Origin of the sequence: Rhodanobacter glycinis (assembly GCF_006438785.1) — a bacterium.
GTDB lineage: Bacteria > Pseudomonadota > Gammaproteobacteria > Xanthomonadales > Rhodanobacteraceae > Rhodanobacter > Rhodanobacter glycinis_A.
Map to the genome: position 1 here is coordinate 74,300 of NZ_RCZB01000004.1, position 13,091 is coordinate 87,390.

A 13,091-nucleotide genomic window follows, 5' to 3' on the forward strand; every position below is an offset into this window, starting at 1 on the left:
CGCCGAGTGCTGCCCGCCCTCAGGGCCCGATCCGGGTGCCGCTGGCAGCATCGAACAGGTGCAATCGCCGCGCCACCAGCCCCAGCGGCACCGTGCTGCCCGGCTCGGGCAGGGCCCGCGGCGACACGCGCGAGACGAGTGCCTGCGCGCCATAGCGCAGGTTGAGGAAGATCTCGTTGCCGACCGGCTCCAGCACTTCCAGCTGGGCGCTGAGCGCGACATCGTCGGTGTCCTGCGGTTGCAGATCTTCCGGACGGATCCCCAGCACCACCTCGCGCTCGCGCCACGGCTGCCACGCCGTGGCCTGTGGCGGCTCGCCCAGCGCGATATCGCCGTGCACAGTGGTCAGCACCCAGCCGTGGTCGCTGCGCAACTTGCCGTGCAGCAGATTCATCGCCGGGCTGCCGACAAAACCTGCCACGAACAGGTTGGCGGGCTTCTCGTACAGGTTCATCGGCGTGTCGATCTGCTGGATCACCCCGCCGTCGAGCACCACGATGCGCTGGCCCAGGGTCATCGCCTCGATCTGGTCGTGGGTGACGTAGATCATGGTGGCCTTGAGCTGGCGATGCAGCCGCGCTATCTCCACCCGCATCGACAGGCGCAGCTTGGCGTCGAGGTTGGACAGCGGTTCGTCCAGCAGGAACACTTGCGGGTCGCGCACCAGCGCCCGGCCCAGCGCCACACGCTGGCGCTGGCCGCCCGACAGCGCGGCCGGGCGCGAAGTGAGCCGCGATTCCAGTTCCAGCGTCTTGGCGGCTGCAATCACGCGCTGGTCGATATCGGCCTGCTTGTGGCCGCGCAGGCGCAGACCGAAGCCGAGGTTCTCGGCCACCGTCATGTGCGGGTACAGCGCGTAGTTCTGGAACACCATCGCGATGTCCCGATCCTTCGGCGCCACCTCGTTGACCACCCGGCCGTCGATGCTGAGGATGCCGCTGCTGATCGTTTCCAGCCCGGCGATCATGCGCAGCAAGGTGGTCTTGCCGCAGCCCGATGGCCCCACCAGCACCAGCAACTCGCCGTCGTCGATCTCGAAACTGGCGCCGGCCACGCCCACGTTGCCGTTGGGGTAGACCTTGCGCAGCTCACTCAGTTGTACGGCGGCCATCGGCATCTCCGGTGCAGTTGGCCACGATGGCCGTCCCGCCGAACCAGCATGCACTGGTCTGCACACTGGCGGGGGGCATTGGGCTATTCTGCCGATGTAATCGTTTACATCAAGCAATTTAGACGCAGGTACCCCGATGACGCGCCCTCGCTTCCGCTTCCCCGATGGCTTCCACTGGGGTGCCGCCACCTCGGCATACCAGATCGAGGGCTCGCCGCTGGCCGATGGCGCCGGCCCCAGCATCTGGCAACGGTTTGCGCACACGCCCGGCATGATGGCCAACGGTGACACCGGCGACATCGCCTGCGATCACTACCACCGCTACAAGGCCGACGTACAACTGATGCGCGCGCTGGGCCTGCAGGGCTACCGGTTCAGCATCAACTGGGCGCGGGTGCTGCCCGAAGGCACCGGCCGGGTCAATCCGAAGGGGCTGGATTTCTACTCGCGGCTGGTCGACGAATTGCTGGAAAACGGCATCGCGCCGAACGCCACACTGTTCCACTGGGACTTGCCGGCGGCGCTGGACGATCGCGGCGGCTGGCTCAACCGCGACGTCGCGCACTGGTTCGCCGAGTACGCCGAAGTGATGTTCAAGGCGCTGGACGACCGCGTGCCGCGCTGGGCCACCCTCAACGAGCCCTGGGTAGTCACCGATGGCGGCTACCTGCACGGCGCGCTGGCGCCGGGCCATCGCAGCAAGTACGAGGCGCCCATCGCCGCACATAACCTGATGCGCGCCAGCGGCGCCGGCATCCAGGCGTATCGCGCGCACGGCAAACACGAGATCGGCGTAGTGTTCAACATCGAGCCGAAGTATCCGCACTCGGACAGCGCCGAAGACCTCGCCGCCACCCGCCGCGCGCACGCCTACATGAACCAGCAGTTCGCCGATCCGGCGCTGCTCGGCAGCTACCCGCCCGAGCTGAAGGAGATCTTCGGCGACGCATGGCCGGAGTTTCCGGCCGACGATTTAAAGCTGACCCATCAGAAAGTGGATTTCGTCGGCATCAACTATTACACCCGCGCGGTGGTGAAGCACGATCCGAACGCTTACCCGCTGAAGGCCGTGCCGGTGCCCCAGCCGAACAAGACCTATACCGAAACCGGCTGGGAAGTGTTCGAGCAAGGCCTGACCGACACACTCACCTGGTTCAAGGAGCGCTACGGCAACATTCCGCTGTACATCACCGAGAATGGCTCGGCCTTCTACGACCCGCCGGTAGTCGAAAACGGCGAACTCGACGATCCGCTGCGCACGAACTACCTGCGCAAGCACCTCAAGGCGCTGCATGATGCGATCGAAGCCGGGGTGAACTTGAAGGGTTATTACGCGTGGTCGCTGATGGACAACCTGGAGTGGTCGCTGGGCTTCTCCAAGCGCTTCGGCCTGTACCACGTCGATTTCGCCACCCAGCAGCGCACGCCCAAGGCCAGCGCGAAGCTGTATGCGCAGGTGATCGAGAGCAACGGCAGCGTGCTGGACGAATAGCCGCCGCCGGCCTTCCCGGACCGTTCGGGCTGAGCGTAGCGCCGAAGGCGCGAAATCGAGGCTTCGCGCGGAAGCCCTTCGACTTCGCCGCTGCGCGATTACGCTCAGGGTAAACGGTGAAAAGGATTCAGCGTTCCAGATCAGCCAACGCCTGACTCAAGCGCGCCCAAGCACCAGCAGATGGCGCTCCGCCGGCAACCCCGGCACCGCCAACTCATGCATGCCGCGCACCTCGAATCCGACCGGAATGCCCGGCAACTCGTCGTCCGGCCGCTTGCCCTTCATCGCCAGCCAGATCCCGGCCGGTGCCAGCAGATGGCCGCCCCAGCCCAGCATGTCGGCCATGCTGGCGAAGGCGCGCGCGGTGATGCAGTCGTACTGGCCGTCGACGTCTTCCACCCGCGACTGCAGCGCGCGCACGCCGTCGAGTTTCAGCGCGCGGACCGCCTCGCGCAGGAAACGCACCTTTTTCCCGTTGGAATCGACCAGCAGAATCTCCCGCCCCGGTGCGGCGATCGCCAGCACGATGCCGGGCAGGCCCGGGCCGGTGCCGAGATCGGCCAGGGTGTGGCCCTGCACGTACGGCAGTATCGCCAGCGAATCGAGCAGGTGACGGGTAATCATCTCCGCTGGATCGCGCACGGCGGTGAGGTTGTAGGCGGCGTTCCAGCGTTCCAGCAGCGCCTGGTAATCGAGCAGCCGCGGCACCGCGGCAGCTGGCAGGGTCAGTCCCAGCACGGCAATGCCTTGTTCGAGTCGTGCCTGCAAGGCGTCGCGGGTGGTCATGAGGATCACTTGAAGGGCGTGGGGCGCAAAGTATCCGCGGCTCGCGCCGGCATTGCCAACGGCGACAAAAGAAAACCCGCCGAGGCGGGTCGAAGGCTTTCAAATCCCCTGCAGCGTGGGCGCTCTCGGGCGCCTGACGCCATTCCAATTCAGGCGGCGTCGAGTTCGACCCGCGTCACCATCATGCCGCGCTCGCGCAATGCGCTGTTCAAGGACAGCTTCAGGCGCGCGCCCAGATCGCGGCGATCGACGCGATCGCTTGCCGGCTCGTCACGCAGGGCGTCATGTGCGCCGCGACGGATCAGCTGATCGACCTGCTCGAACACCGCATCGGCGCGCTCGGGCTCCAGCACCTGCCAGTACACCGTGCCGCGCACGTCGTGCGCGTCGGCCAGCGGCTCCTCGAAACGCAGTGTTTGCCCGGCCAGATTGATCTTGTGGGCCACTCGATCCAGCAGTGGCAGCACCAGGTGCATACCCGACGACAGCAACCGCACCGGCTTGCCGCGCCGATAAAGACTGTAGACCTGACCGGCCGGCACAACCTTCACCGCGCTGGCGATCAGCACGGCAGGCAGCACAAGCAACAAGGTCAGCAGAGTCATCATGGTATTCAAAACAGGGACTTGTCCATATATCGTTCGGTGTCGCGGGAACTTGAGGATACAGTTGCTTGAGTGCGCGAAGATTAACCTTGATTTAACGACGCAACGGATTTTTTAACAAGAGCTGCAAACGCACCGAAGTGAGATGCCCTTCACGGATCCGCTTCGCGCGAGCCATTGCGTGCTATCAGGCCTTCGGTTGCTGCAGTGCCACAGCGCCAATCCGGGCCGCAGATCACCGCCAGCAATCGGTATGCCATGGTTTGTCTCGTCACGGCCTTGATGAGCCGCAAAAACATCCCGCAACGCAGCAGGATTTCCATTTTACAGGCACTTTACAACTCAACATGAAAACGTTTACGTTGCCGCCACTGCTGGGTTTCGGCGGATCCGGGCAAGCTCGCATGGCGACAGCAACCATCAAAGATGTGGCACGTGAGGCCCAGGTTTCGGTGGCCTCGGTGTCACGCGCGCTGAATGGTGGCCGTGGCGTGACCGCCGAGACCAGCCAGCGCATCCGCGAGGCCGCGACGCGCCTGCGTTACATGCCGCATGCCGCGGCACGCATGCTGATCACCCGCCGCACCAATACCATCGGCGCCTTGCTGCCGGACCTGTATGGCGAGTTCTTTTCCGAGCTGATCCGCGGCATCGACCTGGCCGCACGGGCACGCGGCCTGCACCTGCTGGTTTCCAGTTCGCATGACGATGCCGCCGCCGCCGCCGTGGCCCTGCGCGCGATGCAGGGCCGGGTCGACGGGCTGCTTCTGATGTCACCGCACGCCGACGCCGCATTTCTGCGCCAGAACCTGCCACATGACCTGCCCACCGTGTTGATGAACACCCGGCTGGCTGGTGACGACTACTGCGCGCTGTCGGTGGACAACGATGGCGGCGCCCGAATGATGGTCGAGCACCTGCTGGCGATTGGCCACCAGCGGATCGTGTTCATCCAGGGGCCGCCCGGCAACCGCGATGCCGGCGAACGCGAACTCGGCTACCGCGAAGCGCTGGTCAGCCATGCGCCGGACAGCCCGGTAATCATGCTGCGCGGGGATTTCGGCGAGGAATCCGGCTACCGCGCCGGCCAGGAGGTACTGGGGATGCGGCCGCGGCCCGATGCGGTGTTCGCCGCCAACGACATGATGGCGATCGGCTGCATGGCGGCATTGCGCGAGGCCGGCATCTGCGTGCCGGAGGAGATCGCCGTCAGCGGTTTCGACGACGTGCCGATGGCGCGCTACGTAACCCCGCCGCTGACTACGATCCAGGTGCATATCGCCGAACTCGGCGGCCAGGCGATGGAGCTGCTTGGCGAACAGATCGACCACCCGGATCAAGTGATGACCGGCATCCACCGTCGTGTCGCCGCCAAGCTGGTGGTGCGCGGTTCCACCGGTGCAGCACCCGGATAAGGGGCAGACATTCAGGCCGGCGCAGGACGATGCCGACCGAAACCGCGTCGGCAACGAGACGGTTTCAGCGCGAGCGCAACGTGGGAGGCGTTTCGCTTACGGACAACAGCACAGCAACGCGACAGCAGAACGTCCAACTACTTGCACCGATTACGGGAGAGGGTCAGATCATGGTCAAGCAACGCATGCTATCCCGACAGATCTCGCTGGCTTGCGCCGGCCTGCTCGTCACCACGCTTCTCTTGCCGGGCATCGTCAGCGCCCAGAACAGCACGGCCACCTTGCGCGGCCACATCACGGCACCGCAAGGGCAGGTGCCGACCCAGGTCGTCGCCACCAATACGGCCACCGGTTTCGTCAACAAGTCGAAGGTCACTGCCGACGGCAACTACACTCTGGTCAGCCTGGCACCGGGCAGCTACAACATCGTGGCCAGCGGCAACGGCAGCAGTGCGACCCAGTCCGTAACTGTACACGTGGGTCAGTCACTCACCTTGAATTTGAACACCGCGGCGACGGCACCCGCGGCGAGCACCGCCAATGCCACCAATCTGCAGGGGGTCACCGTCAGTGCTGCCTCGCTGTTTGAGGCGCGCACTTCGGAAGTGGCGCAGAACGTCTCGCAGGCGCAAATCGCCAACCTGCCGCAGAACGAGCGCAATTTCATGTCTTTCGCTCAACTGGTTCCTGGCGTCACCATATCGCACGATCCCAACGCGAAATCGTTCTCTTCGGGCGGTCAATCGGCCGAGAATGTAAACGTTTTCATCGATGGCGCCAGCCAGCGCAATGACATTCTCAAGGGCGGCCTGGTGGGTCAGGATTCCAGTCGTGGCAACCCCTTCTCGCAGGAGGCAGTCGCCGAATACCGCGTATTGACTCAGAACTACAAAGCCGAGTACGAACAGGCTGGCACCGCGATCATCACCGCCGTGACCAAATCGGGCAGCAACGACTTCCACGGCACGATCTACGACTATTTCCAGAATCAGGGGATGCTCGCGCAGGATTCTTTCGACAAGAAGAATCACGTGAAGAAGCCGGAGTACAAACGTCAGCAACGCGGTTTCAACATCGGCGGCCCAATCATCAAGGACCAGCTTGAGTTCTTCATCAACTATGAAGAGCGCAAGGATGCGGCACTGCAAAACGTCACGATCAACGATCCGCGTTTTTCGCAGTACAACGGCACGTTCTCGGCCCCGTTTCACGAAAAATCCTGGTTCGGCAAATTGAGCTGGCAACCCAATGAGGACAACAGCGTCGACCTCAGTTATTCCGACCGCAAGGACAACGAGACGCTCGGCTTCGGCGGCACGACGGCTTACCAGGGCCGCCAGCAACGCCAGAACAATGTCGGCGATCTGCTGCTGAAATGGGAAACCAATGGCAACGGCTGGACCAACGACCTGCTGCTAGACAGCGGCCGGTACAAGTTCAACCCCTCCGGCGCCGAACCGGATCTGATCCAGCAGAACTACGAAGGCACCGCCACGATCGGTGGTGCCACCGGGTTGCAGAACAAGTCGCAGAGCCAGGTGACCTTGCGTGACGATCTCACCTTCACCGGTCTGTCATGGCACGGCGACCACACCGTGAAGGTCGGCGTCAAATATTCCGATTACAGCCTCGACCTGCTGCAGAACAACAACGCGATACCGTCGTACAGCTACAACGTCTCGCAACCCGGAGGCTTCACCAGCCCCTACCGTGCCGTCTATTCGCCGCTGGGTACGGGGATTCACGTTCATGACAACCAGCTTGGCCTGTATGCGCAGGACGACTGGGATGTCACCGATCGTCTGCAGCTGAATCTCGGCCTGCGCTGGGACTACGAGACCAACGCGCTCGACAAGGGCTACGTGACACCGGCCTCGCAGGTAGCGGTGCTCGAGTACAACGGGCTGCAGAACAACATCAGCGACGGCCACAGCCGCAAGCCGCAGAAAGACCAGATCCAGCCACGCCTGGGCTTCTCGCTCGATGTCAGCAAGGACGGCGACGCCAGCACCACCGTGTTCGGCGGTGCCGGCCGCTACTTTTCGCGCACTCCGTACGACTGGATCAGCCAGGAACCGATCCACTCGCAGGTGCCGAACTACACCTTCCTGTTCAGTCCGGATGGCAGCGTGCCCGGAACGATCGCATGGGATCCGAAATACCTCACCGTCGCCGGACTCGACCAAATCATCGGTTCCAGTACAGCTGGCTTCAGCAACGAAATCGACACGATCAACAACCACACCAAGGCACCGTATACCGACCAGTTCAGCGTGGGCATCAAGCAGGTGCTGGGCGACTGGACCGGTTCACTGACGCTGTCCCGCGTGCTGGGCTATCGTCAATTTACCTGGGTCTGGGGCAATCGCGTGCCAGGCCCGGGCTTCAACCTGATCAATCCGCCCGGCGCTGCCGTGTCATACGTGGTGTTGAGCAACGCGTACAAGAAGACCCAGTCGAGCAGCGTGCTGGTAGGCATCAGCAAACCGTATACGACGGCGTCAGGATGGGGCATGGATATCGCCTACACCTATCAGCGCGCCCGCCAGAGTGGCAATGACAATTACTCGCTCGACTATGCCGATCCGACTGGATACACGCACGATTACGTGGGCCCAAAACACAACCTGGTCATCAGCGGACAGGTTCACGGGCCATGGGACACCCGCTTCAGTGCCATCGCCACCTACAACTCGGGCGCGCCCTACTCCTACTCGATGGGTTACAACGGCAACGATGCGACGGGCCTCATCGCATGCGATTACAACTGTGCACAGGTCATCAACGGCCGGTATGGACGTCCATACATAAACCTCGATCTGGCGGTCTCGAAGGAGTGGCGCTGGGGCCAGAGCCAGGCGCTGCAGCTGCGTCTCGACGTATTCAACGTACTCAACCGCGACGTGATCAACGGCTACAGCTCCAACTTCTATCACTTCGGCAATTTCGCCACACCCGACCCGACATTCGGGCAAACCACTTCGGCTGATCCGAATCAGACCAGACGCTTCCAGATCGGTGCGCGTTACTCGTTCTGAACCATTGCGCGGCATGGCTGCACTGCCGCTTCATTCGTCCACCCGCAGATTGCGGGCGGACGTCCAGATGGCCAGATGAAGTCGCGCGAATGCCGCCTCATCTGACCGAAATCCGCTGGATACGGCAGATTACCCATGATGTTTTTCAACCGGCACGCGTGGCTTTCCGTCCTGCTCGGTACGGGCCTGGTCATTGCGGCCCCGATGGCTCCGGCCCGGCAGACTCAAGCCGCCACCACGAACGTGCGCAAATCGGCCGCCGCCGTCCCGGCGCTGGTCAACGATCTCGAACAGCGCACTTTCCGTTTCTTCTGGGACAGTGCCAATCCCGTCAACGGACTGGTGCCCGATCACTACCCCGGTGAATCGTTCTCCAGCATCGCCGCGGTCGGCTTCGGCCTCACCGCCTACGGCGTGGGCGTGGAGCGCGGCTACATCACGCGCGAGCAGGCGGCCGAACGCACGCTCGCCACGCTGCGCTTCTTCGACCGCGCGCCGCAGGGCGGCAGCGAGGACGACGACAGCGGCTATCGGGGTTTCTTTTACCACTTCCTGGACATGCACAGCGGCAAGCGTTTCGCGCGCTGGACCGAGGTATCCACCGTGGATACGACGCTGCTGCTGGGCGGCGTGCTGTTCGCGCAGTCCTACTACGACCGCGACACGCCGCAAGAGCACGAGATCCGAACGCTGGCCGACCGCATCTACCGCCGCGTCGACTGGACCTGGGCGCAGGTGCGAGCGCCGCTGATCAGCATGGGCTGGACACCGGGCGGCAAGTTCATCCCGCACGACTGGGAGGGTTACAACGAGGGCATGCTGGTCTATGTGCTGGCGCTGGGTTCACCCACGCACCCGGTCGGCGCCGATGCGTGGACTGCGTGGACCCGCACCTACGCGCGCAGCTGGGGCGAGTTCCAGGGCCAGCGGCTGCTCAACTTCGGGCCGCTGTTCGGTCATCAGTACAGCCATGTGTGGATCGACTTCCGCGGCATCCGCGATGCGTGGAACCGCGACCACGATCTGGACTATTTCGAGAACAGCCGCCGCGCCGTGATCGCCCAGCGCAACTACGCTATCGCAAACCCCGGCGGCTGGACCGGCTATGGCAAGAACGTGTGGGGTCTGACCGCCAGCAACGGCCCCGGCGGCTTCATCGTCGATGGGCATGATCGCCGCGAAGCATTCCAGGGCTATACCGCGCGCGGCGCCGGGCTCGGCTATATCGTCGACGACGGCACCATCGCGCCCACCGCAGCGGCGGGTTCCATCGCGTTCGCACCGGAGCTGGTGATTTCCGCGCTGGAAGAAATGAAGCATCGTTATGGTGCCGACATCTACAACGAGCACGGTTTCGTCGATGCGTTCAACCCGAGCTTTCACGCCCATGCTTTGCTGCGCACCGGCAAACTGTTGCCGCTCGGCTGGGTCGACAGCGAGCAGCTGGGCATCGATCAGGGCCCGATCGTGCTGATGATCGAAAACTGGCGCAGCGATTTCGTGTGGAAGGTGATGAAGAAGAATCCGTACATCCGCAAGGGGCTCGAACGCGCGGGCTTCACCGGCGGCTGGCTCGACCAGGCAGCCGCCAGGCCGTGACTGCCGGCGCTGTCATCGGCAGGCGCCGGCGCTGGTTGCGCGGCATGCTGATGGTGGGGCTGGCAGCCGGCATGCCGTTGCTCGGCAGTTGCGCGAAGCCGGCCATCGACAGCAAGGTGCTCACGGTGTGGACCGTCGGCCGCGAGGGCGAAGCCATCCTCACGCTGCTGCCGGACTTCGAGCGGGCGCACCCGGACATCCACGTGAAAGTGCAGCAGCTGCCGCTGACGGCGGCGCACCAGAAGCTGCTCACTGCGTTTGCCGGTGGCTCCACGCCGGACATGACCCAGCTCGGCAACACCTGGCTGCCGGAGATGGTGGCGCTGGACGCGCTGGAGCCGCTGCAGGCGCGCGTCGATCACTCGACCGTGGTCAGGCAGGACGACTACTTCGCCAGCATCTGGTCCACCAACATGATCGACGGCACACTGTACGGTGTGCCCTGGTATGTCGATACGCGCCTGCTGTTCTATCGCCGCGATCTGCTCAAGGCCGCCGGCTTCGACGCGCCGCCGCATGATTGGGCGCAGTGGCGACAGATGCTCGCCGCGCTCAGCGATCCGCAACGCCACGGCTGGGGCATCCTGCTGCCCACCAACGAGTACGAGCAGTTGATGTCGCTGGCGCTGCAGCAGCCCGACCCGCTGCTGCGCGACGGCGGCCGCTACGGCAATTTCGAGAGCGCCGGTTTCAAGCGTGCGCTGGCGTTCTACGTGGACACCTTCCGGCTGCACCAGGCCCCGGGTATCACCAATGTGGAAGCCGGCAACCCATGGTCGGAGTTCGGCCGCGGCGTCTACGCGTTCTACCTGTCCGGGCCATGGAACATCGGTGAATTCCGCAAGCGCCTGCCGGCCGCGCAGCAGGGCGACTGGTCGACTGCGCCGCTGCCCGGCCCGGATGACAGCAGGACCGGCATCGGCTCGGCCGGTGGTTCCAGCCTGGTGATCTTCCGCGCGTCTACACACAAGGACGCAGCCTGGACCTTGATCGAGTACCTGTCGCAACCGACGGTGCAGCGGCGTTTCTACGACCTGCTTGGTGACATGCCGCCGCGGCGCAGTTCGTGGGAAGGCGGCGCGCTGCGCGACGACCCGAAGGCGCGCGCGTTCCGCGAGCAGCTGGAAAAGGCCAGGCCAACGCCCGCGGTGCCGGAGTGGGAGCGCATCGCCACCGAGATGCAGCTGGTGGCCGCGCGGGCGATTGCCGGCGAACTGACGATCGATCAGGCTGCCGCCGAGATCGACCACCGCGTCGATCGCATCCTGGAGAAGCGCCGCTGGGTGCTCGATCACCCGCGGCCGGCCGCGGAGCATGCGCGATGAACGCGCAGCGCGCCGCCTGGCTGTTCCTCACGCCGGCCTTGCTGGTACTGGGCGTGTTCTTTCTGCTGCCGGTGATTGCCGCGCTGGTGCTCAGCCTCACCGACTACGATCTCTACGCGCTGGCCGATATTCGCAACCTGCGTTTCGTGGCGCTACAGAATTATTGGGCGCTGTTGCAGCGGCCGCTGTTCTGGTCGGCGCTTGGCCACACGGTGTATTTCGTGGCCGTCGGCGTGCCGCTGTCGATGGGCGCCTCGCTGGGTGCGGCGCTGCTGCTGAATTCGCCGCTGGCGCGATGCAAGCCGTTCTTCCGCACCGCGCTGTTCGCACCGGTGGTAACTACCGTGGTGGCCACCGCGGTGATCTGGCGTTATCTGTTCAACACCAAGTACGGCTGGATGAACTATGCGCTCGACGGCCTCGGCATCCATCCGGTGGACTGGCTCGGCGACCCGCACTGGGCGATGCCGACGATCATCCTTTTCGCGGTGTGGAAGAACTTCGGCTACAACATGATCATCTTTCTGGCCGGCCTGCAGGCGATCCCGATTGATCTGTACGAGGCCGCGCGCATCGACGGTGCCTCGGCCTGGCGCCAGTTCCGCCACATCACCTGGCCGATGCTGGGGCCGACCATGCTGATGGTGGGAATCCTCACCGTGTCGGGTTACTTCCAGCTGTTTGCCGAGCCCTACGTGATGACCGAGGGTGGCCCGCTGCAGAGCACCACCAGTGTGCTTTACCTGATGTACGACGAGGGTTTCAAGTGGTGGAACCTCGGCTCCGCCTCGGCGGTAGCGTTCCTGCTGTTCATCATCATGTTCGCGGTGACGGTGCTGATGCTGAAGCTCTCGCGCCACAGGCAGCATGTCGATGGAGAGCCAGCATGAACCCGCGGCTGGCGAAGGCCCTGATCAATGGTCTGCTGCTGGGCGGCACGCTGGTCGCGTTGTTTCCGCTGCTGTGGATGCTGTCGGTGTCGTTCATGCCGGCGGGCGGGGCCAGCGCGTTGCCGCCGCCGCTGCTGCCGGCGCATCCCACGATGGAGAACTACCGCGTGCTGTTCGCGCATGCCGGCATGGGAAGCTACCTGTTCAACAGCCTGCTGGTTTCCAGTGCGATCACCGTGTTCTCACTGGCGTTCAACCTGATGGCCGGCTACGCGTTCGCCAAGCTGCGTTTCGCCGGCCGCGAGCGGCTGTTCCAGGCGCTGGTCGGCGCGCTGGTGATCCCGGCCCAGGTGGCGATGCTGCCGCTGTTCCTGCTGCTGAAGTACATCGGTCTGGTCAACAGCTATGCCGGCGTGATCGTACCCGGCATGGCGACCGTGTTCGGCATCTTCCTGGTGCGCCAGTACGCGCGCGGCATTCCGGACGAACTGCTGGAGGCCGCGCGCATCGACGGCGCTGGCGAGTGGCGCATCTTCGGACAGATCGTCCTGCCGCTGCTGAAGCCGATCATGGTGACGCTGGCGATCTTCACGTTTCTCGCCGCGTGGAACGACTTCATGTGGCCGCTGATCGTGCTGACCGGACAGGAGCATTACACCCTGCCGATCGGGCTGGCCTCGCTGGCACGCGAGCACGCGCAGGACAGCGAGCTGATGATGGCTGGTTCGGTGATTACCGTGCTGCCGGTGCTGCTGCTGTTCCTGGCGATGCAGCGGTATTACCTGGAAGGGCTGCTGCTGGGCAGTGTGAAGGGGTGAGCGCGCTCCCAT

General features: G+C 64.2%; 11 protein-coding genes. 7 read left to right on the forward strand and 4 right to left on the reverse strand.

What is annotated here, in order from left to right; translation table 11 throughout:
- Nucleotides 1-19 precede the first annotated feature (19 nt).
- Nucleotides 20-1,111, reverse strand: a complete 1,092-nt coding sequence (locus tag EAH75_RS14295) for an ABC transporter ATP-binding protein (protein ID WP_140651496.1) — start codon at nt 1,109-1,111, stop codon at nt 20-22.
- A 136-nt stretch (nt 1,112-1,247) separates the two neighbouring features.
- Here EAH75_RS14295 and EAH75_RS14300 point away from each other — a divergent pair, with 136 nt between their 5' ends.
- Complete coding sequence (locus tag EAH75_RS14300) at nt 1,248-2,603, forward strand: GH1 family beta-glucosidase (RefSeq protein WP_140651498.1); 1,356 nt, start codon at nt 1,248-1,250, stop codon at nt 2,601-2,603.
- A gap of 156 nt (nt 2,604-2,759) precedes the next feature.
- Here the strand turns inward: EAH75_RS14300 and rsmG are convergent, their stop codons facing one another.
- From rsmG to EAH75_RS19645, 3 genes are all read right to left on the reverse strand, one after another.
- Complete coding sequence (gene rsmG, locus EAH75_RS14305) at nt 2,760-3,389, reverse strand: 16S rRNA (guanine(527)-N(7))-methyltransferase RsmG (protein ID WP_140651501.1); 630 nt, start codon at nt 3,387-3,389, stop codon at nt 2,760-2,762.
- 149 nt (nt 3,390-3,538) lie between these two features.
- A complete protein-coding gene (locus EAH75_RS14310) occupies nt 3,539-3,997 on the reverse strand; it encodes an SPFH domain-containing protein (protein WP_140651503.1) in 459 nt (152 codons plus the stop codon).
- A gap of 149 nt (nt 3,998-4,146) precedes the next feature.
- Nucleotides 4,147-4,317 carry a hypothetical protein gene (locus EAH75_RS19645; RefSeq protein WP_161596200.1) on the reverse strand — a complete coding sequence of 57 codons (171 nt, stop codon included), beginning with the start codon at nt 4,315-4,317 and terminating at the stop codon, nt 4,147-4,149.
- Nucleotides 4,318-4,398: 81 nt separating this feature from the next.
- Between EAH75_RS19645 and EAH75_RS14315 the strand changes: the two genes are divergently transcribed.
- From EAH75_RS14315 to EAH75_RS14340, 6 genes are all read left to right on the forward strand, one after another.
- A complete protein-coding gene (locus EAH75_RS14315; protein ID WP_140651505.1) occupies nt 4,399-5,409 on the forward strand; it encodes a LacI family DNA-binding transcriptional regulator in 1,011 nt (336 codons plus the stop codon).
- 170 nt (nt 5,410-5,579) lie between these two features.
- On the forward strand, nt 5,580-8,447 hold the full coding sequence (locus tag EAH75_RS14320; protein WP_140651507.1) for a TonB-dependent receptor: 2,868 nt from the start codon (nt 5,580-5,582) through the stop codon (nt 8,445-8,447).
- Between the two features lie 204 nt (nt 8,448-8,651).
- Complete coding sequence (locus EAH75_RS14325; RefSeq protein WP_240046216.1) at nt 8,652-10,046, forward strand: glucoamylase family protein; 1,395 nt, start codon at nt 8,652-8,654, stop codon at nt 10,044-10,046.
- A gap of 71 nt (nt 10,047-10,117) precedes the next feature.
- Nucleotides 10,118-11,371, forward strand: a complete 1,254-nt coding sequence (locus EAH75_RS14330; protein ID WP_240046217.1) for a sugar ABC transporter substrate-binding protein — start codon at nt 10,118-10,120, stop codon at nt 11,369-11,371.
- Nucleotides 11,368-12,261 carry a carbohydrate ABC transporter permease gene (locus tag EAH75_RS14335; protein WP_140651511.1) on the forward strand — a complete coding sequence of 298 codons (894 nt, stop codon included), beginning with the start codon at nt 11,368-11,370 and terminating at the stop codon, nt 12,259-12,261. Before EAH75_RS14330 ends, EAH75_RS14335 begins: the two co-directional genes overlap by 4 nt.
- Entirely contained in the window at nt 12,258-13,079 is an 822-nt protein-coding gene (locus EAH75_RS14340; protein ID WP_140651513.1) for a carbohydrate ABC transporter permease, read from the forward strand. The genes EAH75_RS14335 and EAH75_RS14340 overlap by 4 nt, the downstream gene beginning before the upstream one ends.
- Nucleotides 13,080-13,091 lie beyond the last annotated feature (12 nt).